Source organism: Streptomyces sp. NBC_01478, assembly GCF_036227225.1.
Taxonomy (GTDB): domain Bacteria; phylum Actinomycetota; class Actinomycetes; order Streptomycetales; family Streptomycetaceae; genus Streptomyces.
Genome location: NZ_CP109444.1, coordinates 10,904,063 through 10,928,759, shown reverse-complemented (window position 1 = coordinate 10,928,759; position 24,697 = coordinate 10,904,063). Strand labels below are relative to the sequence as shown.

General features: G+C 71.0%; 21 protein-coding genes. 17 read left to right on the top strand and 4 right to left on the bottom strand.

Annotation, left to right across the window (positions count from 1 at the left end; genetic code table 11):
* Genes OG223_RS48505 through hydA form a run of 8 tightly spaced genes read left to right on the top strand, consistent with a single transcriptional unit; the run spans position 1 to position 7,088 of the window.
* Positions 1 to 873 (top strand): ABC transporter substrate-binding protein, encoded by an 873-nt coding sequence (locus tag OG223_RS48505; protein ID WP_329263655.1) that lies wholly within the window; start codon positions 1 to 3, stop codon positions 871 to 873.
* 19 nt (positions 874 to 892) lie between these two features.
* The gene (locus tag OG223_RS48500) at positions 893 to 1,621 is read left to right on the top strand and encodes an amino acid ABC transporter permease (RefSeq protein ID WP_329263654.1); all 729 of its coding nucleotides are present in this window, start codon (positions 893 to 895) and stop codon (positions 1,619 to 1,621) included.
* Positions 1,618 to 2,373, top strand: a complete 756-nt coding sequence (locus OG223_RS48495; protein ID WP_329263653.1) for an amino acid ABC transporter ATP-binding protein — start codon at positions 1,618 to 1,620, stop codon at positions 2,371 to 2,373. The genes OG223_RS48500 and OG223_RS48495 overlap by 4 nt, the downstream gene beginning before the upstream one ends.
* Positions 2,374 to 2,408: 35 nt before the next feature.
* Positions 2,409 to 2,702, top strand: coding sequence for a (2Fe-2S)-binding protein (locus tag OG223_RS48490; RefSeq protein WP_329263651.1), 294 nt, complete (start codon positions 2,409 to 2,411; stop codon positions 2,700 to 2,702).
* 4 nt (positions 2,703 to 2,706) lie between these two features.
* Positions 2,707 to 4,068, top strand: coding sequence for an FAD-dependent oxidoreductase (locus OG223_RS48485; RefSeq protein ID WP_329263650.1), 1,362 nt, complete (start codon positions 2,707 to 2,709; stop codon positions 4,066 to 4,068).
* Entirely contained in the window at positions 4,065 to 5,228 is a 1,164-nt protein-coding gene (locus OG223_RS48480; protein ID WP_329263649.1) for an NAD(P)/FAD-dependent oxidoreductase, read from the top strand. The genes OG223_RS48485 and OG223_RS48480 overlap by 4 nt, the downstream gene beginning before the upstream one ends.
* Before the next feature lie 13 nt (positions 5,229 to 5,241).
* Positions 5,242 to 5,622, top strand: a complete 381-nt coding sequence (locus OG223_RS48475) for an allophanate hydrolase-related protein (protein WP_329263647.1) — start codon at positions 5,242 to 5,244, stop codon at positions 5,620 to 5,622.
* A gap of 26 nt (positions 5,623 to 5,648) precedes the next feature.
* Positions 5,649 to 7,088, top strand: coding sequence for a dihydropyrimidinase (hydA, locus tag OG223_RS48470; RefSeq protein ID WP_329263645.1), 1,440 nt, complete (start codon positions 5,649 to 5,651; stop codon positions 7,086 to 7,088).
* A 76-nt stretch (positions 7,089 to 7,164) separates the two neighbouring features.
* On the opposite strand, the gene OG223_RS48465 is transcribed toward hydA, so the two are convergent.
* A complete protein-coding gene (locus OG223_RS48465; protein ID WP_329263643.1) occupies positions 7,165 to 8,457 on the bottom strand; it encodes a multidrug effflux MFS transporter in 1,293 nt (430 codons plus the stop codon).
* Between the two features lie 122 nt (positions 8,458 to 8,579).
* Here OG223_RS48465 and OG223_RS48460 point away from each other — a divergent pair, with 122 nt between their 5' ends.
* The gene (locus OG223_RS48460) at positions 8,580 to 9,074 is read left to right on the top strand and encodes a MarR family winged helix-turn-helix transcriptional regulator (RefSeq protein ID WP_329263641.1); all 495 of its coding nucleotides are present in this window, start codon (positions 8,580 to 8,582) and stop codon (positions 9,072 to 9,074) included.
* 21 nt (positions 9,075 to 9,095) lie between these two features.
* Here the strand turns inward: OG223_RS48460 and OG223_RS48455 are convergent, their stop codons facing one another.
* Positions 9,096 to 10,295, bottom strand: coding sequence for a cytochrome P450 (locus OG223_RS48455; protein WP_329263639.1), 1,200 nt, complete (start codon positions 10,293 to 10,295; stop codon positions 9,096 to 9,098).
* Positions 10,296 to 10,552: 257 nt separating this feature from the next.
* On the opposite strand from OG223_RS48455, the gene OG223_RS48450 reads away from it, so the two are divergent.
* The 4 genes from OG223_RS48450 (at position 10,553) to OG223_RS48435 (ending at position 16,712) form a co-directional block, all read left to right on the top strand.
* Positions 10,553 to 10,699 carry a hypothetical protein gene (locus OG223_RS48450; RefSeq protein ID WP_329263637.1) on the top strand — a complete coding sequence of 49 codons (147 nt, stop codon included), beginning with the start codon at positions 10,553 to 10,555 and terminating at the stop codon, positions 10,697 to 10,699.
* Between the two features lie 113 nt (positions 10,700 to 10,812).
* On the top strand, positions 10,813 to 11,079 hold the full coding sequence (locus tag OG223_RS48445; protein ID WP_329263635.1) for a hypothetical protein: 267 nt from the start codon (positions 10,813 to 10,815) through the stop codon (positions 11,077 to 11,079).
* Between the two features lie 280 nt (positions 11,080 to 11,359).
* Entirely contained in the window at positions 11,360 to 13,903 is a 2,544-nt protein-coding gene (locus OG223_RS48440) for a SpoIIE family protein phosphatase (protein ID WP_329263633.1), read from the top strand.
* Positions 13,904 to 13,979: 76 nt separating this feature from the next.
* Entirely contained in the window at positions 13,980 to 16,712 is a 2,733-nt protein-coding gene (locus tag OG223_RS48435) for a SpoIIE family protein phosphatase (protein WP_329263631.1), read from the top strand.
* Between the two features lie 49 nt (positions 16,713 to 16,761).
* Here OG223_RS48435 and OG223_RS48430 read toward each other — a convergent pair whose 3' ends face one another.
* Together OG223_RS48430 and OG223_RS48425 are read right to left on the bottom strand one after the other, a co-directional pair.
* Positions 16,762 to 18,249 (bottom strand): esterase, encoded by a 1,488-nt coding sequence (locus OG223_RS48430; RefSeq protein ID WP_329263629.1) that lies wholly within the window; start codon positions 18,247 to 18,249, stop codon positions 16,762 to 16,764.
* 126 nt (positions 18,250 to 18,375) lie between these two features.
* Positions 18,376 to 20,211, bottom strand: a complete 1,836-nt coding sequence (locus OG223_RS48425) for a glycoside hydrolase family 15 protein (protein ID WP_329263627.1) — start codon at positions 20,209 to 20,211, stop codon at positions 18,376 to 18,378.
* A gap of 154 nt (positions 20,212 to 20,365) precedes the next feature.
* Here OG223_RS48425 and OG223_RS48420 point away from each other — a divergent pair, with 154 nt between their 5' ends.
* From OG223_RS48420 to OG223_RS48405, 4 genes are all read left to right on the top strand, one after another.
* Entirely contained in the window at positions 20,366 to 20,554 is a 189-nt protein-coding gene (locus tag OG223_RS48420) for a hypothetical protein (RefSeq protein ID WP_329263625.1), read from the top strand.
* A 69-nt stretch (positions 20,555 to 20,623) separates the two neighbouring features.
* Complete coding sequence (gene sthA / locus OG223_RS48415; protein ID WP_329263623.1) at positions 20,624 to 22,027, top strand: Si-specific NAD(P)(+) transhydrogenase; 1,404 nt, start codon at positions 20,624 to 20,626, stop codon at positions 22,025 to 22,027.
* A 225-nt stretch (positions 22,028 to 22,252) separates the two neighbouring features.
* On the top strand, positions 22,253 to 23,725 hold the full coding sequence (locus OG223_RS48410; RefSeq protein ID WP_329263621.1) for an APC family permease: 1,473 nt from the start codon (positions 22,253 to 22,255) through the stop codon (positions 23,723 to 23,725).
* A 10-nt stretch (positions 23,726 to 23,735) separates the two neighbouring features.
* On the top strand, positions 23,736 to 24,695 hold the full coding sequence (locus OG223_RS48405; protein WP_329263619.1) for a hypothetical protein: 960 nt from the start codon (positions 23,736 to 23,738) through the stop codon (positions 24,693 to 24,695).
* Positions 24,696 to 24,697 lie beyond the last annotated feature (2 nt).

Here is a 24,697-nt window from a genome sequence, read left to right as displayed (position 1 = left end):
GTGCGCAGACTTCTCATCGCGGCCTCCTCCGCCGCCCTGCTCCTGACCGTCGCGGCCTGCGGCAACGAGGACTCGTCCTCGTCGTCCGCCGCCGCGGCCCCGACCGGCTGCACGCCCAAGGTTGCCAAGTCGGACCTGGTCAAGGCGGGCACGCTGACGATCTCGACCAACGCGACCCTGCCGCCCATGCAGTACCTGGACGCCTCCAACAAGATCGTCGGCATGCGGGTGGACCTCGGCAACGAGATAGCCGAACTCCTCTGTCTCACCCCGAAGTTCGTCAACATCCCCTTCGACGCGCAGATCCCCGGCGTGCAGTCCGGACGCTGGGACATGATCGACACCGGCATGTTCTACACACCGGAGCGCGCCAGGACCGTCAAGCTCGTCCCGTACGAGGTCCAGGGCGTCTCCATCTCCGTCGCCAAGGGCAACCCGAAGAAGATCACCTCCGAGGACGACCTGTCCGGCAAGACCATCGCCGTCGAGGCCCCGGGCTACGAGTTCGACACCCTCACCGCGCTCAACAAGGAACTCAAGGCGGCCGGCAAGAAGCAGGTCACCGTCCGCACCTTCACCACCACCGCCGACGCCTACCAGGCACTGTCAGCGGGCCAGGTCGAGGGCGTGGCCATCGTCGAGGCGGTCACCAGCTACTACCAGAAGGACGGCCGCTTCGAGACGGCGGTCAAGGGCATGAACCCCGCCCCGCTCGCCCTCGGCTTCGGCAAGCAGAAGCCCGCCGACGCGGTCGCGACCGCGCTCAACACCCTTCGTGGCAACGGGTACTTGGCCACGTTGTTCAAGAAGTACGGCGTCACGGCCTACACCGGCGACCTCAAGGTGACCACCGGCGCGATCAGCGCGAAGTAGCGATCGAAGGGCGAGAGCCATGTGGTCCTGGGATGCCTTCTTCTCCTTCCTCACCAATCCCCAGCTCGTTCAGGGAGCTTGGACGACGATCTGGCTGACCACGGTCAGCATGGCGCTCGCCCTTCCGCTCGCCGTGCTCGTGGCGCTGGGCCGAGCGTCCCGCATCGCACCGGTCCGGGCGGTCACGGGCTTCTACGTGTGGCTGATGCGCGGCACCCCCCTGCTGGTCCAACTGGTCATCATCTACACGGGGTTGCCCCAACTGGGCCTGCGCCTCGGCGTGATCAGCGCGGCCCTGACCGGCCTGGTCCTCAACGAGGCGGCGTACCTCTCGGAGATCGTCCGCGCCGGGGTGATGTCGGTCCCGCGCGGCCAGTCCGAGGCCGCCCGCGCGCTGGGCATGCCGCCCTGGAAGGTGTTCCGGGTGGTGGTCATGCCGCAGGCGCTGCGGGTGATGGTCCCGCCGCTCGGCAACAGCTTCAACGGACTGCTCAAGACGACGACCCTCGTGTCGGTGATCTCGGTCGAAGAGCTGCTGCGCCGCACCCAGTTCGCCGTCCAGACCAACTTCCGCGTCCTGGAGGGTCTCACCGCCGCGGCTCTGTACTACCTGGCGATGACCACCCTGTGGGGGCTGGTCCAGCGCTGGCTGGAGATCCGGGTCGGCCGCGGCCACCAGACCGGTCCGAGCCGTGGCCGCCGTATCAAGAGCGCCGCCGTACCGGCACTCGAAATGGAGATCCGATGAGCACCGAGACGGTCGTCGAAGCGCGCCAGGTACGCAAGTCGTACGGCGGAGTCGAGGTCCTCAAGGGCATCGACCTGACCGTTCGGCGAGGCGAGGTCGTCCTCGTCCTGGGCCCTTCGGGCGGCGGCAAGAGCACGTTCCTGCGCACCCTCAACCACCTGGAGACCCCCGACTCCGGCACCGTCACCATCTGCGGAGAGCGGATCGGCTACGGCGAGCAGGGCGCCCTGCGGGAGCGGCGGATCGCCGTCCAACGGCGGCGTACCGGCATGGTGTTCCAGCAGTTCAACCTGTTCCCGAACATGACCGCGCTGGACAACGTGGCCTCCGGCCCGGTGCACGTGAACGGCGTCTCCAAGGCCCAAGCACGCGTCGCGGCACGTGAGTTGCTGGCCATGGTGGGCCTGGCCGACAAGACCGGCTCCTACCCCTCCCAGCTCTCCGGCGGCCAGCAGCAGCGGGTGGCCATCGCCCGTGCCCTGGCGATGCGCCCGGAACTGCTGCTCTTCGACGAGCCCACCTCGGCGCTGGACCCGGAGATGGTCGGCGAGGTCCTGGACGTCATGGTCCGGCTCCGCGAGGAGGGCATGACCATGATCGTCGTCAGCCATGAGATGGGCTTCGCCCGGGCGGCGGCCGACCGGGTCGTGTTCATCGCCGACGGCACGGTGGTCGAGGACAAGTCCCCGGACCTCTTCTTCTCCGCGCCGGAACACGCGCGCACCCGCCAGTTCCTGGACCGCATCCTGTGAACCCCCCACCCCTCTTGAGCACTGTGAGCACAGCCATGAGCACCAACTCCCTTCCGCGGACGGTCACCGTGACCATCGACGGCGCCCCCGGCCGGGCCTGGGCGGGCCAGTCCGTGTCCGCCGCCCTGGTCGCGGCCGGCATCTGGCCGCTGCGCCGCAACCCGGTCAACGGCCAACTGCGCGGCCCCTTCTGCGGGATGGGCGTCTGCCTGGAGTGCGAGGTGACCATCAACGGCCGCCCCGGCTCCCGCAGTTGCACCGCGCACGTCACCGACGGCATGGACATCCGCACCCACACCGAGCCCCTGCCGACGGCCGCGCATGGCTGACGTCATGGCGGAGTCGGAGGCGGATGTCGCGGTGGTCGGCGGCGGCCCTGCGGGACTGCACGCGGCACTGGTGCTGGCCCGGGGTGGGCTGAGCGTCGTACTGCTCGACGAGTCCGACACCCTGGGCGGTCAGTACTACAAGCGCCGGGCCGAACAACTCACCGCCGCCTTCGGCGACTTCCGCCCGCGCGGCACCGAACTCATCCGCCAGGTACAGGCCGCCGGAGTCGACTGCCGCACCGGCACCCTGGTCTGGGGCGCCGAGGACGCAGGTCGCACTCTCTTCACCTCCGACGTCCGCACAGGCGCGCTTGGTCGCGTCAACGCCCGGGCCACACTCGTCGCCACCGGTGCGTACGAACGCTCCCTGCCCTTCCCCGGCTGGACGTTGCCGGGTGTGGTCACCCCCGGATTCGCCCTGCATCTGGCCACCATGGACCGGGTTCCCGTGGGCCAACGGGTGGTGCTCGCCGGTACCGGCCCGTTCCTCCTCCCGGTCGCCTGCGCGCTGTTGGAGGTGGGCGCCCGGATCGAGGCGGTGGTCGAGCTCAACCACCCGTACCGGCCCGGGATCTCCTCGATCGGCGGCGCGCTGCGCCAGCCCGCCCGGCTCGCGGAGGCGGCCCGCTATCTGCTCACCCTGGCCCGGCACGGTGTGCGCGTCGAACAGGGCTCCCGCGTGCTGGCCGCGCACGGCGACACCCAGGTCACCGCCGTGGACATCGGCCAAGAGGACGGCAGGGTACGGCAGTTGGAGACGGACGCGCTGTGCGTGGGCTTCGGCTTCCGCCCCAGCACCGAACTGCCCCGGCTGCTGGGCTGCGACACCCGGGCGGACCCGACGGGGTCGGAGCAACTCCCGGTCGTGGACGCGGACGGCGCGACCTCGGTCGACGGCCTGTACGTCGCCGGCGACTGCGCCGGTATCGCGGGGGTGCACGCGGCGGGCGTACGGGGACAGCTCGCCGCCCTCGCGATCCTGCGCCGCCTGGCACCCGAACGCGTCCCCGTACGGGTGGCCGGCCTCCGCCGCCGGGCCCGCGCCCTGGACCGTTTCGCCGAACTGGCCGACCGGCTCTACCCGTTGCCGACCACGGCCGACCTCCCCGACATCACCCAGGTCTGCCGCTGCGAGGGCGTCAGCGCCGGCGAGATCCGGCAGGCCGCCGCGACCGGCTGGAACGACCTGCACGGCGCCAAGGCCGCCACCCGCGCCGGCATGGGCCCCTGCCAGGGGCGCGAATGCGGCCACATCGTCGCGGCGTTGGCCGGGCGGAGTGCGGACACGGCGGAGTGCTTCGCGGCCCGGATGCCGATACGGCCGCTGCCCATGGCCGCGACGGTCGAGGGGCGGGAAGTCCCGTGAACCAGCCCGACGTCGTCGTCATCGGCGCCGGCATCCTCGGCGCAAGCGCGGCCTTCCATCTCGCCGAACGCGGTTACCGGGTCGTGGTGTTGGAGCGCGGCGCACCCAACCGCGAGGGCTCCGGCACCACCGCGGGCAACCTCCACATCCAGGCCATCCACACCCGCCGCCCGGGCCAGGAGGTCCCGGTCGACAGCGCCCGTCTGCTGCCGTTGCAGCGCCGGGCGTCCGACCACTGGTCGCAGATCGAGGAACGGCTCGGCGCGGACGTGGAGCTGCGGCGCGGCGGCGGGTTCATGGTCGCCGAAACCGCCGTACAGGAAGAGGAGTTGAGGGAGAAGCACGAGTGGGAGCGGCGGGCGGGCATCCCCACCGAGGTGCTCACCGGCGACGACGCCCGCAAGGAACTGCCGCTGCTCTCCGACCGGGTGCGCGCGGCGAGTTGGTGCCCGCTCGACGGCTACGCGAACCCGCTCCTGATCACCCCCGCCTATCTGGCCGCTGCGCGCCGCCTGGGCGTCGAGGTGCACGCCTTCACCCCGGTGACCGGCATCCAGCGGGTCGGCGAGGACTACAAGGTGCTGTCGGGCGACCGGAGTTGGACGGCTCCCGTGGTCGTCAACGTGGCCGGGCCGTGGATCACCGAGATCGCCGCGCTCGCGGGGGTGGGGATACAGATGTCCCCGGTCGCGATCCAGATGCATGTGACCGTGCGGGTGCCGCCGGTCATGCATCATCTGGTCCAGCACATCGGTGAGGGCATGTCGGTCAAGCAGGTCAGCGCGGGCAATCTGCTGATCGGCGGTGGCTGGCCGGCCGGCGAGTTGGACATGGCGGGCCGCAGCACGGTCAGCGTGCCCAGCATGGCCGGCAACCTCGCGCAGGCCGGGCGCATCCTGCCGTTCCTCGGCGAGCTGCGGCTGCTGCGCATGTGGGCCGGACCGCTGGCCGCGACCCCGGACGAGATGCCGGTGATCGGTGAAGTCCCGGGCCATCCAGGGTTCTTCGTCGCGGGCGGCACCTACGCCTTCACCCTCGCCCCGGTGTGGGGCGACACGCTGGCCCGCCAGATCTCCGGGGAGGCACCGGCCGACCCGGTGGACGACCTGGGTCCCGGCCGCCTGCTGCACGACGACGCCATCACTCCCGTATCGCCCTGAAAGGCACTCCCCCATGACCCTGAGAATGTTCGTCAACGGCCAGGCCATGTCCGGAGGCACCCTCAACCACGCGCTCAGCGAGGCCCGCCTCCTCGGCCCCGCCCGCACGGCACCCGCGTACCGCTTCTTCTCCGTACGCGACGAGTTCCCCGGCCTGCACCCGGTCACGGAGGGCGGCGCCTCGATCAACGGCGAGGTGTACGAGGTCGGTTACGAGGTGCTGCGCGAGCGACTCCTCCCCGAGGAGCCCGCGGAACTCGAACTGGGCGTGATCGCGCTGGCCGACGGCTCGGGCTCGTTCTCGATGCGGATGCGCGCCTCCGCGCTGACGGCCCCCGGCGTCGTCGACATCACCGCCCACGGCGGCTGGCACGCCTACCTCGCCACTCTCTGACACCCCGTCCTCGCTGGAGGTCTGCCATGTCCCACCCCTCATCGATCGAACCCGTCCAGCCCGTCCAGCCCGTCGACCTCGTCGTCCGAGGCGGCACCGTGGTCAACGCCGACTGGCAGGGCGCCGCAGACGTCCTGGTGGGCGGCGGCAAGGTGCTCGGAGTGGTGGAGCCGGGCGCGTACCGCACCGTACAAGCCCCCGGCACCACCGAGTTGGACGCCTCGGGGCGCCTCGTGCTGCCCGGCGGTGTGGACCCGCACTGTCATGTCGGCTTCACCTCGGGGGACTTCACCTCCCTCGACGACTACCGCCAGGCCACCACGGCGGCCGTCTTCGGCGGTACGACCACGATCGTGGACTTCGCCATCCCGCGCCCCGGCGAGAACCCGGCCGACGTCGCCGCGGCCCAACGCGCCAAAGCCGCACAGGGGTTGTGCGACAGCGCGCTGCACGGGTGCGTCGTCGAGTGGGACGACACCGTGCCGGAACAGTTGCGGTCGCTGGCCTCCGACGGCATCGTCACGGTGAAGATGTTCACCACGTACCGCGGCGAGACGATGGCCGACGAGAAGACCATCCTCAACGTGATGACCACGCTGCGGGACCTGGGCGGGATGGTGGTCATCCACTGCGAGGCCGACCACATCATCGCGGACACGCAGGAGCGCGGCGAGGCGGCCGGAGCGATCAGCGCGGGCCATCACGCCGGTACACGCCCGGAGTTGGCCGAGAACGCGTCCGTCGCCGAGATCCTCGCCATCGCCGAGTCGGTGTCGGCCCCGGTGTACTTCGTCCACCAGTCGACACCCGAGGCGGTCGACCTGGTGGCCCGGGCCCGGGGCAGAGGGGTGCGCGCCTTCACCGAGACCGTCGCCCACCATCTCGTCCTGGACGACACGGCGTACGCGGGCCCGCACCCCGAACGCTTCGTGTGCTGCCCTCCGTTGCGGGACTCCGGCACGGTCGCCGGGCTGCGCTCACGGCTGTTCATGGGCCAGGTCGCGACGATCGGCAGCGACCACTGCTGCTACGACACGGCCCAGAAGGAGTCGGTGAGCCACGACGTACGCGCCATGCCCAACGGGCTGCCGGGAGTTGAGACCCGGATGCCGGTGATCTTCAGCGAGCTGGTGGTCAAGGGCGGCCTGCCATTGGGCCGCTTCGTCGAGTTGATGTGCGCCAACCCGGCCAGGCTCAACGGCCTCTACCCCCGCAAGGGAGTCATCGCCCCCGGCTCGGACGCGGACCTGGCGATCTGGAATCCGACGGCCACCCGCACCGTCCGCAGCACCGCCCTGCACATGGCCACGGACTACACGCCGTACGAGGGCATCGCGGTCACCGGCTGGCCGGAGACCGTCGTGGTGGGCGGCCGTCCCGTCGTCGACGCCGGCCGGCTGACGGACGCCGAACCCCACGGCCGTCATCTGCGCTCGGGCCCGCTGAGCCGGTCCCTGGTGTGCTGATCCGCGTCCCTGCCGGGAGGAGCACGGCGCGGTCTGCCCCGCCTACGCCTACCCCTCGCCCTCTGCGGGCCTTCGGTTACTCCGCCGCCGACGTCGGCTCTCCCCGCCCCTCCCAAGGCCTGGCCAGTCCCACCAGCGCGACTCCCGCCGCCGCCACGGCGATCAGCATGATCACCGCCATCGGCAGAGAGCTGTCCTCCCCGAACACCCCCACCAGCGGCGCCGCGAGCGCGCCGAACAGGAACTGGAGGCCGCCGAGGAGGGCGGAGGCCGCGCCCGGGGCGTTGCGGCCGAGGGCCTGGCCGATGCTCAGGGTCGAGGGGAAGACCATGCCGATGCCGCCGGCCGTGACGAACAGGGTGATCCAGGTGCCGGCGAGGGTCTCCCCCACGGTGAGAACCAGCAGCACCTGGGCCAGCGCACCGACCGCGGCGACGACGACGGCGGCCACGAGGAGGTTGTTCAGCCGTACCCGTCCGGCGAGTTGGGAGAAGGCCGCGCCGGCGATCAGCATGGCGACGGCGTTGCTCGCGAAGATGAGGGAGTACGTCGTGGCCGACACCCCGTGCAGGTTCTCGAAGACGAAGCTGGAGCCGCTGATGTAGGCGAACAGTGCCGCCGAGATGAACGCGAGGACAAGGACGTACCCCATGAACGTACGGCGGCCGAGCAGCGCTCCCATCGCGCGGAAGGTGTTCGTGATCCCGCCGGCGTGCCGGCGCTCCGGCGGGAGGGTCTCCGGGACCTTGCGGACCACGCCGAGCAGCAACAGGCCGCCCATCACGGTCAGTACGACGAACACCGCGCGCCAGGTCGACACGGCGAGGATCGCCCCGCCGAGCACCGGTGCGGCGACCGGCGCGACGCCCATGATCTGGGAGAGGACCGCGAAGTAGCGCGGGAGTTCGGCCCCGTGGAAGCGGTCGGTCAGCACGGCGCGGGCCAGCACCATGCCGGCCGCGCCCGCCAGGCCCTGGAGGAACCGGGCGCCGGTGAGCAGGCCGATGTCGGGCGCGAGGGCGCAGGCGACGGAGAAGACCGTGAACGCGGCCGTTCCCGACATCAGCAGGCCGCGGCGGCCAAGGCTGTCACTGAGCGGGCCGATCAGCAACTGGCCGACGACGAGTCCGGCCAGGAACGCGGTCATCGTCAGTTGTACGGCCGAGCTGCTCGCCCCGAGCGTGTCTCCCATCGCGGGGAAACCGGGGACGTACATGTCGGTCGCGAGCGGGGCGACCGCGGTCAGCGCGGCGAGAACGGCGACCAGGGCCACGGCCGTACGCCGCGAGGAGTCGGTGGAGTCGGCCGGTGCGGTGGCCTGCGTGGCGGCCAACGAGTCGGCGGAACTGGAGGGGGACGGCGATACCATGACCGTAACGGTAACCGATGGTTCACCGGTTAACAATGATGGATGTGGATCCACGCCTCCACGGGTCCACGCCTCCACGGATCCACTCGGTCCCGCTCCAGGAAAGTGAGAAGACGAGCCGCATGTCGCCTTCCCCCGCCGACGTCCGCGCGCAGTGGACCCAGCACAACCCCGGCCTCGACACCTCCCCCATGGAGTTGATCGGCCTGCTCAAGCACGCCACCGGGCTCCTGAACCGGGCGGTCGAGCCCCTCTACGCGGGCGCCGCGCTCACCGCCCCCGAGGTCGACATGCTGATCCCCCTGCGACATGCCACCGAGCCGGTGATCGCCCGCCGGCTCGCCGAATGGCTCGGCCTGTCCCGCGCGGGTGTCAGCAAGGCCCTGGGCAAGCTGGAGAAACGCGGCTTCATCGCCCGTACGCCGAACCCGGCGGACCGGCGTGCCGCCCTGGTGACCATCACGCCGGCCGGGGCCAAGGCCGTCGACGACCTGTTCCCCCGCCAACTCTCCGCCGAGGTGGAGCTGTTGGCGGGGCTGGGCGAGGACCGGGATCAGGTGCTGAGTGCGCTGGGGCGCCTGGTGGAGGTCATGGAGCGCCAAGTGGGCCGTGATTGAAAGGATCCTGACGGACCGTCATCACAACCCCTCGCGCGAGGTCGTCTCGGCGTCCCACAGCACGGGCAGCGTCGGCGGCTTGCGGAAGACCAGGCCGTGCGGGGCGGTCGGGTGGTCCGGGTCGAGGCGCAGGGCCGGAAGGCGGCCGAGGAGCTGCTGGAGGGCGATGCGGGTCTCCAGGCGGGCGAGGTGTGCGGCGAGGCAGTAGTGCGGGCCGTGGGCGAAGGCGAGTTGGAGGCGTGCGTTCTCGCGGCGGACGTCGAAGCGGTCGGGGTCCGGGAAGACGGCCGGGTCGCGGTTGGCGCCGGTGAGGGACACGGAGACCAGGTCGCCCGCACGGATCGCGGCCGGGCCGAGGACGGTGTCCCTCGTGGCGTAACGGTCCACGACGGCGGCACCGGGTTCGAGGCGCAGCGATTCCTCGATCGCGCCGTCCAGCAGGCCCATGTCGGCCTGGACCAGGGCGAGTTGGTCGGGGTGCCGGAGCAGGTGCAGCAGCGCGTTGGTGATCATCGCCTCGGTGGTCTCGATGCCGCCGAACATCAACACGGCGGCGTTGGAGGCCACTTCGGGCACGGTGAGTTGTCCGGCGGCGGAAACGAGGAGTGAGGCTCCGCCCCGGTCGGCGACGGTGGCCTCGACGGAGGCGCGCAGCTCCGCGTACGCCTGGGTGCCGGCGGCTCCCGCCTCATGGCCGGCCGTGATGTCCGAGACCGACCGTACGATCGCGTCGTACCAGGTGAGGACCGTGTCCGGGGTGGTACCGGTCAGGCCGAGGGCCTCGGTCACGACGGCGACCGCGAGCGGGCCCGCGAAGGCGCGTCGCAGTTCACCGGCGCCCGCCGGTCGCAGCGCGGTGACCAGCCGGTCGGTCTCGCGCTCGATGAACGAGGCGAAGCCGTCGCGTACTTCGCGCGGCCGGAAGGGCGCGGTGAAGGGCTCGCGGTGGCGGGCGTGCCGTTCGCCGTCGAGGGACAGCATGCTCGGGCCGACGACCTGGGCGGTGGAGAAGCGCGGGTCGTCCACGGTGAAGGTCGCCGCGTCCCGCATCACGCTCAGCGCGAGGTCCCGCCGGGTGACCAGCCAGCCATTCAACTCGGGCAGCCACGACACGGGTTCGCTCTCACGGAGCCGCGCCAGTCGCGCGTGCGGGTCCTCGGCGAGTTCGGCGAGCGTGGTCCCGGCACCGAGCGGGAAGGAGGCGGCGGCGACCGTACTCATCGCGATCCTTGACGGGGCAGGGGGAAACTGGCCATGACCGAGGCTAACAATCGCGCCGCGGGCGGGACGGGCGGGGTCGGTACGGGTTCCCGCGCGGGGGCGTCGGCGCGTGGCGGGTCACACCGAGGGGGCGATGGAGTCACCGCGGCTCCCGTGCCGGAGGCTCCGCCGCCGTACCGGTCGCCGTACTGGGCCTGCTGGGCCGACAGGATGTTGATGGCTTCTCTGCCTACGAACTCGACTACACCTACCGGCCGTTGGACATATCGGACGACACGGCCGCCGTGGTCGGTGTGATCGCCCTGCTGTGGGCGCTGGTCCGCGGTGTGTGGCCGGTGAATCGGCGGTCGGCCGGTCACTACCGACTCGGGCAACAGATCGAATTCGCCCCGCGCGAGGCGTAGTTTGCGCCATCCTGAACGCCATGGGTCGAGGACCGATCGTTGACGCGGGTCGGGCCTCAACTCCCTCGTCCTGTCCGCCTGCCCATCGCGTCGCTCCGAAAGGGCTCAGTCCCATGGCCACACCTCAGTCCGCCGGGAGGACGCTCGCCCTGCGCGAGCGTGCCGGCCGGACGACGCACGACCGTGACCCGGCGACGACCGACAGGTCCGCCGGGCTCCGGACGACCGGCCACGGGCGCCCCGACCCCGCGGGGACCGCCGACCTCGACGTATCGCACACGCCAGACGTGCAGCACGCGAACAGGACCCTCCCGCGCGACATCGGCAGACCCAGCGGCAGATCCGGCGTCCGCACCCGTCCGCGTACCTTCGTCGTCTGACCCACGAGAAGCCCCTCGGCACCCGCGCCGAGGGGCCTTCGTCATCACCCGACGACACCGCCGACGAGACAACCGATGACACCGCACCGCACCCGGCGTACGACACCCGATACCCGACACCGACCCTTGAGCCACTCTTGATCACTTCATCAGACACCGACGGACCGGCGATACCCGTGCCTCTCCAGCCCATCCCGTCCGCCCAGGTGACCCGGGCCGCGTCCTGGCGCATTCTTGCTGTGTCACCCACCCGGCGCCACAGGGACGAGGTAGAGCCCCAATGACTGGGAGTGCCGAGCGCGAGAAGGGGACGCCCGGACGGCTCGCCGAGCTGCTCATCGACGCCTCGACGGAGGCGATCGACGCGGCCGGCGGCCACTCCGGGGGCGTCTACCTGCGGTCGAGCACGCCCGGACTGCTGCGGCTCGCCGTACTGGCCGGGCTGCCCGGGCCGCTGTTCCGCCCCTGGGGCCGACTGCACGCCGACAGCAAGTTCCCCGTCGCCGACGCCTACCGGCTCGGCGTCCAGGTGGTCCTGCCGAACGCCACCGAGACCATGCGCCGCTACCCCCAGTTCGCGGCCAGCCTCCCCTTCCAGTTCGGTTCCCTGTACGTCCCCGTCATCGGCGGGTCGACGACGTACGGCGTGCTGACCGTGCTGCGGCCCTCCGCCTCGGACGCCACCGAGGTGCTGTCCGGCCTGGACCGGATGACCCGGCTGGCCGAGGAGCTGGGCAGGGCGCTGGCGGAGCTGGAGGTCGAGCACAAGGACGAGGACGGTCCGTACGTCGCCTGGGACGGCGAGGCCGTGTGCGTCCAGGCGGCGGCCACGCACCGCCCTGAGCGCCGTATGGCACGGTTCTCCTGGGATCCCGGGACCGCCCTCGTGACCGGGGACAGTGCCCTGCACGCCCTGCTCGGGGTGAAGCCCGCGGAGTTCGCCGGCACCGCGCAGGCGCTCGCGGACGTCGTGGCGCCGGGCGACGCGTACCAGGTCATGGCGGCGCTGCGGGCCACGGCCGCCGGGAAGCCGCCGCCGCTTCCCCTGCGGGTACGGGCGGCGGACGGCTCGGTCCGGCTGCTGGACCTGTGGACGCCCGCCACGGGACCGCTCCCGCCGAACGGCGGGTACCGGGTCAGCGGTGTCGTCGTCGACCCCGGCCCCGCGTCGAACGGCGACAGCGCGGCCGATCTGCTCCCGGACGGTGTCTTCTGCCTGGACCGGCTGGGGCTCGTCACCTACGCCAATCCACGCGCCGCCCAGCTCCTGGGCCGGCCGCGCGAGGAGCTGCTGGGCCGCCCGCTGTGGGAGGGCGTGCCCTGGCTGAACCAGATCGGCTGCGAGGACCAACTGCGCGGCGCCCTGCTGTCGCTTGGGCCGGTGCACTTCCACGTCCGGCGACCGGAGGAGCAGGAACAGCCGCGGGAGGCTTACGAGAACGACTGGCTCGCGATGGCCGTCCATCCCGGCCAGGACGGTCTGACCTGCACGGTCGCCCCGTCGTCCCGGGTGTCGGGTCCGCCGCTGCCGCTGGTGCCCGTGCATCCCGAGGGGGACGGCGCCGCGGGCAACGGCGTCACCTCGTTGGCCCCGCTGTACCGGCCGATCGTGCTCGCCATCGCGCTGACGGAGGCGGTCACCGCCCGCCAGGTGTCCGCGGTCGTCATGAAGGAGCTGCTGCCCGCGTTCGGCGGCCGGCGGCTCGCGATCTATCTGCTCCAGGACCGGCATCTGTACCTGGCCTGGGAGACCGGCTTCCCGCAGGGTTTCCTCGCCCCGTTCGACGGGGTCGGGCTCGACACCCGGCTGCCCGGGGTGGAGACCCTCACCAGCGGACGCCCGCTCTTCTTCGACTCCATGCAGCAACTGTCGGACGCCTACCCGGGCATCCCCCTGGACGCGGAGGTGGGCGCCCGCGCGTTCCTGCCGCTGATCGCGTCCGGCCGTCCGGTCGGCTCGGCCATCCTGGGCTTCGACCGGTCCCGCAGCTTCAGCTCCGAGGAGCGCGCGGTGCTCACCGCCCTCGCCGGACTGATCGCCCACGCGATGGAGAAGGCCCAGCGCTACGACTCCGAGGCCGCCCTCGCCCGCGGTCTCCAGCAGGCGCTCCTCCCCCGCCGGCTCTCCTCGCACCCGCAGGTGGAGACCGCCGGGCGCTATCTGCCGGGCACCCAGGGCATGGAGGTGGGCGGTGACTGGTACGACGTCGTCGAGGCCGGAGACGGACTCGCCCTGGTCATCGGCGACGTCCAGGGGCACGGTGTCCAGGCCGCCGCCACGATGGGTCAACTGCGCACCGCGGTAAGGGCGTTCGCGCTCGGCGACCGGCCGCCCGACGAGGTGATGAGCGGCACCAACCATCTCCTCATCGACCTCGACCCCGGCCAGTTCGCGAGCTGCTGCTATCTCCGGCTCGACCCGGCGAGCGGGCTGGTCCGGGTCGCCCGGGCGGGGCATCCGCCGCCGCTGATCCGTACCCCGGACGGCCGCACCCGCGTCTGGGACATACCGGGAGGCGTCGTGCTCGGGGTGGACCCGCACGCCCAGTACCCGGTCGCGGAGCTCCACCTGGAGCCCGATTCCATCCTCGCGCTCTACACGGACGGTCTGGTGGAGCGGCCCGGTGTCGACATCGACGACGGCATCGCCGCCCTGCGCGTCGCCCTGGCGAAAGCGGGCGGGCCCGCCGCGCGGCCGGGCGGGCGTTCGCTCGCCGGTGTCGCCGACCGGCTTACCACGGCGGCCCGGCACGCGGCCGACCGCCCCGACGACATCGCGCTGCTGCTCGCGGCCCGGCGCGCCAAGCCCGGCAGGCACCCTTGATCCCGCTTCGGCCCCGGCCTGTCACCGGGCGTGACGCCCCTCGCCTCCTGAGGTCGGGCAGTGTAGACATGGGCCTATGGTCCGCCTGACGGGTCGGCCCGGGGCCCGGTCGACCCACCGCCACGACGGTCTGCGCGCGCAGCGCCCGTACGACCGTGCCCGTCGGGCGCGCGAACACCGGCGGACCCCGCTGAGCGGGAAGCTGGGCGGCCGCAGCGTCGCCGGGCAGGTGTTCATGCTGCAGGTGGTGATCGTGCTGCTGCTGGTCGTGTCGGCCGTGGTGGCGCAGGTCCTCCAGGTGCGGCACGACAGCACGCAGGAGGCCCGCAACCGGTCGGTGGCCGTCGCCGAGACATTCGCCAACGCGCCCGGCACGGTCGCGGCCCTGCGCAGCGCGGACCCCACGGCGATTTTGCAGCCGAGCGCCGAGGCCGCGCGCAAGGCGTCCAAAGTCGACTTCATCGTGGTGATGAACACCGACGGGATCCGCTACACCCACCCCAAACCGGACCGCATCGGCAAGAAGTTCGTCGGGGACATCGCCCCCGCGCTGGCCGGGCACGTCGTCACCGAGGAGATCACCGGAACCATCGGGCCGCTGGTGCAGGCCGTGGTTCCGGTCCACGGCACGGGCGGGAAGGTCGTCGGCCTGGTGTCGGCCGGGGTGACGAAGGCGAACGTCGGCGGCGCCGCCGACCAGCAGTTGCCGCTCCTGATGATCGCCGCCGGCGTGGCGCTCGTCCTCGCCCTCGGGGGCACGGGCCTGGTCAGCAGACGCCTCCAGCACCAGACGCACGGTCTGGGCCCGCACGAGATGACCCGGATGTACGAGCACCACGACGCGGTGCTGCACGCCGTCCGGGAAGGCGTGATCATCGTCGGCGGCGAGGGCCGGCTGCTGCTCGCCAACGACGAGGCGCGCCATCTGCTCGACCTGCCCGAGAACGCCGAGGGACACCTGGTCCTCGACCTCGGACTCGACGCCGACATGACCGCCCTGCTGGCCTCCGCGCGGGTCGCGACGGACGAGGTGCACCGCGTCGGCGGCCGGCTCCTCGCCGTCAACCAGCGCCCCACCGACCTGGAGGGCGGCCCGCCCGGCAGCGTCACCACGCTCCGTGACTCCACCGAACTGCGCGCCCTCTCCGGCCGCGCCGAGGTGGCCCGCGAACGCCTCAACATGCTCTACGACGCCGGAGTGGGCATCGGCACCAGCCTGGACGTCACCCGCACCGCCGAGGAACTCGCCGAACTGGCCGTCCCCCGCTTCGCGGACTTCGTCACGGTCGACCTCTACGACGCCGTCCTGAGCGGCGAGGAACCGCAGGCCGGAACCGAGTTGCGGCGCACGGCGTACAGCGGGGTCCGGGACGACGCGCCGCTCTATCCGGTGGGCAAGCAGATCCAGTTCGTGGCGTCCTCCCCGCAGGCGCGCAGTCTCGACAGCGGCGAGGCCGTCGTCGAACCCTGGCTGAGCGACGCCCCCGGCTGGCTCACCCAGGACCCCGAGCGCACCGCGCAGGTCGTCGAGTACGGCATCCACTCGCTGATCACCGTGCCGCTGCGGGCCGGGGCCCTCATCCTCGGCGTGGTCAACTTCTGGCGCTCCGACAAGCCGGACCCCTTCGACGTGGAGGAGCTGGCCCTCGCGGAGGAGCTGGTCGCCCGCGCGGCCGTGTCCATCGACAACTCCCGCCGCTACACCCGCGAGCACGGCATGGCGGTGACCCTCCAGCGCAGTCTGCTGCCCCGCAGGCTGCCCGCGCAGACCGCCCTCGACGTCGCCTACCGCTATCTCCCCGCGAAGTCCGGGGTCGGCGGCGACTGGTTCGACGTGCTGCCGTTGTCCGGTGCCCGGGTCGCGCTGGTCGTGGGCGATGTCGTGGGACACGGCCTGCACGCGGCGGCCACGATGGGGCGACTGCGCACGGCGGTCCACAACTTCTCCGCGCTGGATCTGCCGCCGGACGAACTCCTCGGTCTGCTGGACGAGTTGGTCGGCCGGATCGACCAGGACGAGACGACCGAGGACAGCGTGGCCCCGGTCACCGGCGCGACCTGTCTGTACGCGATCTACGACCCGGTGACCCTGCGCTGCACGGTCGCCCGCGCCGGCCATCCGCCACCGGCGCTGATCCGCCCGGACGGCACCGTCGAGTTCCCCGAGGTTCCCGCCGGTCCCCCGCTCGGTCTCGGCGGACTCCCTTTCGAGACGGCCGAGTTGGAGCTGGCCGAGGGCAGCCGGCTGGTCCTCTACACGGACGGCCTGGTCGAGGACAGGGAACGCGACATCGACGTCGGCCTGGAACTGCTGCGCACCGCGCTCACCGACTCCGGCGACTCGCCCGAGGACACCTGCCGGGCCGTCCTCGACTCGGAGTTGTCGGTGCGGCCGAGCGACGACATCGCCCTGATCGTCGCCCGCACCCGGGCGCTCGGCGCCGACCGCATCGCCGAGTGGCGCGTCCCGTCCGACCCGGCGGCCGTCTCCGACATGCGCGCCTCGGTCACCCGCCAGCTCACCCACTGGGGCCTGGACGAGCTGACGTTCACCACCGAACTCATCCTCAGCGAACTGGTCACCAACGCGATCCGCTACGGCAACGACCCCGTCCGTGTACGGCTGTTGCGCGACCGCACCCTGATCTGCGAGGTGTACGACGGCAGCACCACCTCACCCCATCTGCGGTACGCGGCGATGACGGACGAGGGCGGCCGGGGTCTGTTCCTGGTGGCTCAGCTCTCCGAGCGCTGGGGCACCCGGTACACACCGGCGGGCAAGGTCATCTGGGCCGAACAGGCGTTGTGAGTCCGGGCCCGGGGGTGAACATCCGCCCCGGGCCCGGCACTTCGCCCCCTTACTCGTCGATCGCCGCCCCGAAGTTCGCCCCCTTCGCCGCGCCGCCGAGGTCCGCCGCGCCGTACAGCGAGGAGCCTTCGGCGAGCAGACCGTTGGGACCCGCAGGCAGCAGCCACGCATAGCCGTCACCGGAGTTCTCGCCCGGTGCGGAGGCGACCAGTTCGGAGCGGCCGTCCGCGTCCGTGTCCGCGAGCCGGACCTGGGTGCCCCAGTAGTCGTCGGCCTCGGCGGTGCCGGGGATGTTCGCGGTGTTCTGGTCGAAGGACTGGGCGCCGGTCGCGGTCACGCCCTCGCGCGAGCCGCGCAGCAGCCAGACGGCGCCCGCGTCCTGGACGGTGCCGATGTCCTCGCCGGGCGCGCCGACGGCCACGTCCGCGTATCCGTCGCCGTTCACGTCGCCGACGGACAGGTCGTTGCCCCAGCCGTCGCCGTGCTCCGAAGTGCCGGGCACGCCCGGGGAGTTCTGGGACCACCAGTCGGCGAGGTCGGCGGGACCCTCCGAACCGCCGTAGTAGACACCGATCTTGCCGCCGGCGTCGCCCTCCGCCTGGTCGTCGGCGCTGCTGAGCTGGCCGAGGACGAGGTCGTCGTAGCCGTCGCCGTTGATATCGCCCGACGCGGTGCCGAGGCCGCCGTTCAGGTCCTGACGGTATGTCAGCGAGGTCTCGCCGCCCGCATAGAGGGCCGACCAGCCCTGCTGGTAGTCGTCGTCGGGGCTGTAGCCGGAGACGACGAGGTCGGCGAAGCCGTTGCTGTCGTAGTCGCCGGTGGTGAGGTAGGCGGGCTGGATGCGGTGGCCGCCGGGCTGGGTGGTCGTGTTCAGGGTGCCCATCAGGTGCAGGATGTCGGTGTGGTAGGCGAAGATCTGGGCGCCGTTGTCGTCGAGGACGGCCATCTCGTCGGCGTCGGTGGCGCCGGTGAAGCGGGCCGCCGCCACGGACTGCCCGAAGCGGGCGCCCGCGGCGGGCTTGGTGGAGGTGAAGGAGCCGTTCGCCTCGGCGCCCAGGCCTGCCTTGGAGCCGTAGAGCACGGTGACGCGGCCGGCGTTCTCGAGGCTGCCCTCGTCCTCCCCGGGGGCGCCGATGATCGCGTCGTCGTAGCCGTCGCCGTCCAGGTCGCCGGTGGCGACCGCCTGGCCGAAGGAGTCGTAGGTCTCCGAGGTGCCGGGGACGCCGGGCGTGGACTGGCTGATGACGGCCGTGTGGCCCTTGGGGACGGTGTTGTTGGTGGCGATGCCGTTCGGGGCGCCGTACTGGACGGTTACGTAACCGGCGCCCTTCTTGCCGTCGACGGTGCCCGCCGGGGCGCCGATCAGGACGTCGTCGTAGCCGTCCCCGTTGAAGTCGCTGTTGCGGTCGACGGCGCTGGTGCCGCCGGGGACGCCCGCGTAGCTGGCCGGTGCGGCGACGATGCCGGCGCCTGCCAGGAGCAGGAAGGTCGCGGACGCGACGGCGGCGGAGACCTTCTTGCGTGACACGTTCGTCATGATGTGTTCCCCCGTGGATCAAATGTGTTGCGGTCACCGGGTTCGACACGAGACATGCCACGGTAGTTGTGGCGTCACGGAGGGCTGTGACACCTCAGTGACACTTGTTGCGCGATACGGACGCGATCAGCCGAGCGCCTTGTCCAGGTTGAACGCGGCGCTGATCAGGGCAAGATGGGTGAACGCCTGGGGGAAGTTGCCCTGTTGCTCGCCGGTGCGGCCGATCTCCTCGGCGTACAGGCCGAGATGGTTGGCGTAGGTGAGCATCTTCTCGAAGGCGAGGCGGGCCTCGTCGACGCGGCCGGCGCGGACCATGGCCTCGACGTACCAGAAGGAGCAGATCGAGAACGTGCCCTCGTCGCCGCGCAGTCCGTCGGGGCTGGCCTGCGGGTTGTAGCGGTAGACGAGCGAGTCGGAGACCAGTTCCTCGGTCAACGCGTCCAGGGTGGACAGCCACTTGGGGTCGGTGGGCGCGATGAACTTCGCCAGCGGCATCATCAGCAGTGCGGCGTCGAGCACGTCGCTGCCCTCGTACTGGACGAAGGCCTTGCGTTTGGCCGACCAGCCGCGGTCCATGATGCGGCGGTAGATGGTGTCGCGGCACTGGAGCCAGTGCGGCAGATCGGCGGGCAGCCCGCGTCGGTTGGCGAGGCGGATCGCGCGCTCGATCGCGACCCAGCACATCAGCCGCGAGTAGAGGAAGTTCTTGCGGCCGCCGCGGGTCTCCCAGACGCCCTCGTCGGGCTGGTCCCAGTTCTCGCAGACCCAGTCGACCAGGGCGCACACGTCGTCCCACTGGGCGCTGGAGATGGGCTCGGCCCACTTGTCGTAGAGGTAGATGGAGTCGATCAGGGCGCCGTAGATGTCGAGTTGGAGCTGGTCGGAGGCGGCGTTGCCGACGCGGACCGGGGCGGATTTCTGGTGGCCTTCGAGGTGCGGGAGTTCGTGTTCGGTCAGTTCGGTGCGGCCGTCGATGCCGTACATGATCTGGAGCGGGCCGGAGGGGTTGCCGTCGCCGGGGCTGATGTAGCGGGTGACGAACTGCATGAACGCCTTCGCCTCGCCGGTGAAGCCGAGGCGGAGCAGGGCGTAGACGCAGAAGGCGGCGTCGCGGATCCAGACGTAGCGGTAGTCCCAGTTGCGCTCGCCGCCGAGCTGTTCGGGGAGGCTGGTGGTGGGGGCGGCGACGATCGCGCCGGTGGGGGCGTAGGTCAGCAGTTTGAGGGTGAGGGCGGAGCGGTGGACCATCTCGCGCCAGCGGCCCCGGTAGAGGGACTGGGAGAGCCAGCGCCGCCAGTAGGCGACCGTCGAGGCGAACTCGTCCTCGGCCTCCTGGCGTGCGCAGGGGCGGGAGGCGACCTCGCCGTCGACCTGGTCGAGGGCGAACACCTCGGACTCGCCCTCTTCGAGCTTGAAGTCGGCCCACACGTCGGTGCCGTCGCACTCCAGGGGGACGGTGGCGGTCAGCGCGAGGGACTTGTCGGCGGACTCGAAGAGGGCCACGTCGCCGACCATCCGCGCGGTGTGCGGACTGGCGCCGTAGTCGAACCGGGGGGCGACGCGGGTGCGGAACGGGACGGTGCCGCGCACGCACAGCACACGGCGGATCAGGCGGTGCCGGGTGGACTCGTCCGTCTCGCTGGTCACCGGCATGAAGTCCTGGACCTCGCCGACGCCCTCCTCGGTGAAGAACCGGGTGATCAGGACGTTGGTGTCGGGGAAGTAGAACTGCTTGGTACGGGCGGGCACGGCGGCGGCGAGCTCGAAGGAGCCGCCGCGCTCCGCGTCCAGGATCGCGGCGAAGACGCTGGGGGCGTCGAAGGACGGGCAGCAGTACCAGTCGATCGTGCCGTTGGTTCCCACCAGGGCCACGCTCCGCAGATCGCCGATCAGTCCGTGCTCGGCGATGGGCAGATATCCGGGGCCGGTGGGGGCATCCTGGTGGGGCGGGGTCTCGACCATCGCGGCAGCCTCCCTGGTTCGGGCCCGCGCGGGCCGGTTCCCAGCTTAGGTTCAGGTTCTCCATCGGCCACTCTTCCGGATGCACACTGGTGACGGGCGGGGAATCGTGGGAGTGGGACCCACGGCACGTGCCCGGTCTCAGGGAGGAAGCACCATGTCGACAGCACAACCCGACGACCGCGCCACACCCGACGCCCTGCTCCACGCCCGCACCGGTACCGAGGTGGCTCCGGAGGACGTGGTCCTGGCGGCGGGCCGGGATGTCACCCCGGCGAATCTGGAGTGGGCCCGGCGGAAGATCGAGGCGGAAGGCGTGGCAGCGTTGGACAAACTGCTCCCCTAGCCGTCTTGTGGGCAGCCGGTTACCGGTTCGCCCTTTCGGAGAAGGCGCTCCGGCTGACAGACTCCGGAGGTGCCCGACTTCGACATGCTTGTCATCGGTTCAGGACCGGGTGGCCAGAAGGCCGCCATCGCCGCGGCCAAGCTCGGCCGCCGGGTCGCCGTCGTCGACCGCCCCGACATGGTCGGCGGTGTTTCCATCCACACCGGGACCATCCCCTCCAAGACCCTGCGCGAGGCGGTGCTGTATCTCACCGGCCTCACCCAGCGCGATCTGTACGGGCAGAGCTACCGCCTGAAGGACGACATCACCGTCGGCGACCTCACCGCGCGCACCCAGCACGTGGTCAGCCGTGAAGTGGACGTCATCCGCAACCAACTGTCCCGCAACCAGGTCTCCCTGTTCGCCGGCACGGGCCGCTTCATCGACCCGCACACCGTCGCACTGACCGAAATCACCGGCCACGAACGGCTGTTGACGGCGGAGAACATCATCATCGCCACCGGTACGCGTCCCGCACGGCCGGACACCGTCGAGTTCGACGGGCGGACCATCATGGACTCGGACAACGTCCTGGACCTGCCCAAGGTCCCCCGGTCCATGGTCATCGTGGGCGCGGGTGTCATCGGCATGGAGTACGCCTCCATGTTCGCCGCGCTCGGCAGCAAGATCACCGTGGTGGAGAAGCGCGCCGGCATGCTCGACTTCTGTGACCTGGAGGTCATCGAGTCGCTCAAGTACCACCTGCGGGACCTCGCCGTCACCTTCCGCTTCGGGGAGACCGTGGCCGCCGTCGAGCGGCACACCAACGGCACGCTGACGATCCTGGAGAGCGGCAAGAAGATCCCGGCCGACGCCGTGATGTACTCCGCCGGCCGGCAGGGCCTCACCGACGAACTCGACCTGGACAAGGCCGGGTTGTCCGCCGACCGGCGCGGCCGGATCGACGTCGACGAGAACTTCCGCACCGCGGTGCCGCACATCTACGCCGTCGGCGACGTCATCGGCTTCCCGGCGCTCGCGGCGACCTCGATGGAGCAGGGCCGTACGGCCGCGTACCACGCCTGCGGTGAGCCGGTGCACCGGATCGACGACCGGCAGCCGATCGGGATCTACACCATCCCGGAGATCAGTTTCATCGGGAAGACCGAGGACCAACTCACCGAGGAGTGCGTGCCGTTCGAGGTCGGTATCTCCCGGTACCGCGAACTCGCGCGCGGCCAGATCATCGGCGACTCGCACGGCATGCTGAAGCTGCTGGTCTCCCCCACCGACCGCACCCTGCTCGGCGTGCACTGTTTCGGTACCGGCGCGACGGAACTCATTCACATCGGCCAGTCGGTGATGGGCTGCGGCGGAACGGTCGACTATCTCGTGGACGCGGTCTTCAACTACCCGACGCTGGCCGAGTCTTACAAGGTCGCCGCCCTCGACGCGACGAACAAACTGCGGCAGATCGACCGACTCGGCGACTGACCGTTCACAGGAGATTACTCGCTGGTCAATCTTGAAAGGTCAAGAGGTACGGCTATCATCACACCCACACACGGTGTGACCGTCCGCCGACGCAGCGGTTAAGCGGTATCCACCATTCCCTATTTGTTGTTCCGACCGGCCACTCGACCCGAGGCCACCCCTCTCCGGGTCCGGGGCCGGTCCGCTCAACTCCGCACGTCGTGCAAGACGGAAAGCAGCGCATCCATGAGCAACAACAGGGGCAGAGGGCTGCAGGCCAACGCCCTCGGTACGTTCGACACCGTGGTGATGGCCGTGGCGGGCAGCGCCCCGGCGTACTCGCTGGCCGCGACCACCGCGGTCCTGGTCGGCGCGGTGGGGCTGGCCAGTCCGGCGGCCCTCCTCTACTGCGCGATACCGATGCTGGGCATCGCGCTGGCGTTCAGCTATCTCGGCCGTATCGACGTGAACGCGGGGGCGAGTTACTCCTGGGTGGGGCGCACGCTGCATCCCTTTCTGGGCTTCATCAGCGGCTGGGCCCTGGTGGTCTCCGCGACCATCTTCATGGTCGCCGGGTCACTGCCCGCCGGTTCGATGACGCTGTCCCTGTTCGATCAGGGCCTCGCGGACAACACGGCGTTGTCGACGGTGGTCGGCGCCGCGTGGTTCGTGATCATGCTGCTCGTGGTGCTGGGCGGGGCCCGGCTCACGGTCCGGGCACAACTCCTCATGTCCGGCGTCGAGTTGGGGATCCTGGCACTGTTCGCGGTGTTCGCGATCGTCCACACCGACAACGCCCGCGCCTTCGACTGGTCCTGGCTGGGCTTCAGCCACTTCGACGGGGTGTCCGGCTTCGCGTCCGGCGCCCTCATCGCCGCGTTCTACTACTGGGGCTGGGACGTCACCAGCAACCTCAGCGAGGAGACCCGCAACAGCCGTCGTACGACCGGACTCGCGGGCCTGATCGGCGTCGGCATCGTCTTCCTGCTCTTCGAGGTGTTCACCATCGCGGTGAACATCATCCTGACCTCGCGGCAGATCGAGAACAACGACGCCAACGTACTGGCGGTGCTCGGCGACGAGCTGTGGCCGGGCTGGGGCGGCAAACTGCTGATCGTGTCGGTGATGCTGTCGACCATCGCCACGTTGGAGACAACCCTCATCCAGGTCACGCGTTCCCTGTTCGCGATGGGCCGCGACCGTACGATGCCGGCCGCCCTGGGCAAGGTCCACCGCACCTGGAACACCCCGTGGGTCGCCATCACCGTGGTCGGCGGGGTGGCGCTGGTGATGTTCATCGCCTCCAACGCGCTCGGTTCGGTGGGCGAGATCCTCTCCGACGCGATCTCGGCGATCGGTCTGCAGATCGCCGTGTACTACGGTCTCGCGGGCCTCGCGGTGGTCGTCGCGTACCGCAGGATGCTGTTCAGGTCCGCGGCGAACTTCTTCTTCGGCGGGCTGTGGCCGCTGTTCGGCGCCCTGTTCATGTTCTGGATCTTCGTCGAGTCGCTGGGCAGCCTGAGCGACACCGCGATCGCCATCGGCATCGGCGGACTGGCCGTGGGCCTGATCCCGATGCTCTGGTACTGGAGGCAGGGCAGCGAGTACTACCGGCCCGCGCGCCTCGACGCCACGCACACCGTCGAGACGGACTACGTCCCGGACGACTTCGTGCCCGAACAGTCGCGGGTCCATCAGGGTCTCCCGACCGACTTCTGAGGGGCACTTGATGGCGCGAGACCGCTACACCCCCGACTTCGACCCCGACTGCGGGGACGCGCCCCTCAGTTCGGCCCGCCAGGACATCGTCATCGGCCGCTGGCAGGGTCTGCGGGACCTGCTGCGGAACACCGGTGCGCACTGGCTCGGCCGGGGCCACCGGATCCGGACGCTCGCGCAGTCCTGCGCGAGCAGTTCGACCGTCGAGTCATGGCTGGCCGCCGAGCCCCACAGCGGCGACGCGCTCACCCTGCGGGCGGCGACGGAGACGGCCCGGGCCTTCAATCTCGCCATCTCGGCGGGCCGGGGCGTGCCGATCGACCGGAACCGTATCGACGCGGCCGTCATGGCCTGCCTCCAGGCCTCGGAGGCGTACCCCGACGACCCCACCCCCTGGATCTCCCTGATCTCCGTGGCCCGCCTCTATCCGTCGGGGGTACGGCGGCAGGAACTCGCCCGCTGGTGGGACGAGTTGCACCGGCGCGACCCGTACAGCGTGGAGGGCCATCTCCAAGTGCTGCACTACTACTCCTCCCGCTGGCACGGCAGCCACGGCCTGATGTACGACTTCGCCCGCGACGCGGCGGGCGTGGCACCGCCCGGCTGCACGCTGCCGGTGCTGGTGCAGTACGCGCGCGTGGAGGAGTACCGCTACGCCCTCGACGCCGCGCAGGGCCGGCAGGCGGCGGTGGGGCTGGGCCAGCACTGGACCCACGACGGCGCCGTCAGCGACGTACGCCGCACCTGGCAGCGCTGGATCGCCGCCCGCGAGGACGGCCCCTTCCCGCCCGGCGAGCTCCGCGACCTCAACTACCTTGCCCACGCGGCCTGTTACGCGGGCACGAAGGACATCTCCACGGAGCTGCTGGCCATGATGGGCCGCCGGGCGACGACAACTCCGTGGTCGTACACGGGAGATGCGGAGAAGCAGATCGTGAAGTGGCGGAAGGAAGTGGGGGTGCGGGCCTGACG

Bases quoted from the DNA above. Each gene is read 5' to 3' on its own strand.
- OG223_RS48490 (WP_329263651.1), top strand. From the start codon at position 2,409: ATGAGCACCAACTCCCTTCCGCGGACGGTCACCGTGACCATCGACGGC.
- OG223_RS48495 (WP_329263653.1), top strand. From the start codon at position 1,618: ATGAGCACCGAGACGGTCGTCGAAGCGCGCCAGGTACGCAAGTCGTAC.
- OG223_RS48420 (WP_329263625.1), top strand. From the start codon at position 20,366: ATGTCGACAGCACAACCCGACGACCGCGCCACACCCGACGCCCTGCTC.
- OG223_RS48485 (WP_329263650.1), top strand. From the start codon at position 2,707: ATGGCGGAGTCGGAGGCGGATGTCGCGGTGGTCGGCGGCGGCCCTGCG.
- OG223_RS48475 (WP_329263647.1), top strand. From the start codon at position 5,242: ATGACCCTGAGAATGTTCGTCAACGGCCAGGCCATGTCCGGAGGCACC.
- OG223_RS48425 (WP_329263627.1), bottom strand. From the start codon at position 20,211: ATGGTCGAGACCCCGCCCCACCAGGATGCCCCCACCGGCCCCGGATAT.
- OG223_RS48460 (WP_329263641.1), top strand. From the start codon at position 8,580: ATGTCGCCTTCCCCCGCCGACGTCCGCGCGCAGTGGACCCAGCACAAC.
- OG223_RS48445 (WP_329263635.1), top strand. From the start codon at position 10,813: ATGGCCACACCTCAGTCCGCCGGGAGGACGCTCGCCCTGCGCGAGCGT.
- OG223_RS48405 (WP_329263619.1), top strand. From the start codon at position 23,736: ATGGCGCGAGACCGCTACACCCCCGACTTCGACCCCGACTGCGGGGAC.
- OG223_RS48440 (WP_329263633.1), top strand. From the start codon at position 11,360: ATGACTGGGAGTGCCGAGCGCGAGAAGGGGACGCCCGGACGGCTCGCC.
- OG223_RS48410 (WP_329263621.1), top strand. From the start codon at position 22,253: ATGAGCAACAACAGGGGCAGAGGGCTGCAGGCCAACGCCCTCGGTACG.
- OG223_RS48435 (WP_329263631.1), top strand. From the start codon at position 13,980: ATGGTCCGCCTGACGGGTCGGCCCGGGGCCCGGTCGACCCACCGCCAC.
- OG223_RS48500 (WP_329263654.1), top strand. From the start codon at position 893: ATGTGGTCCTGGGATGCCTTCTTCTCCTTCCTCACCAATCCCCAGCTC.
- OG223_RS48455 (WP_329263639.1), bottom strand. From the start codon at position 10,295: ATGAGTACGGTCGCCGCCGCCTCCTTCCCGCTCGGTGCCGGGACCACG.
- OG223_RS48465 (WP_329263643.1), bottom strand. From the start codon at position 8,457: ATGGTATCGCCGTCCCCCTCCAGTTCCGCCGACTCGTTGGCCGCCACG.
- OG223_RS48430 (WP_329263629.1), bottom strand. From the start codon at position 18,249: ATGACGAACGTGTCACGCAAGAAGGTCTCCGCCGCCGTCGCGTCCGCG.
- hydA (WP_329263645.1), top strand. From the start codon at position 5,649: ATGTCCCACCCCTCATCGATCGAACCCGTCCAGCCCGTCCAGCCCGTC.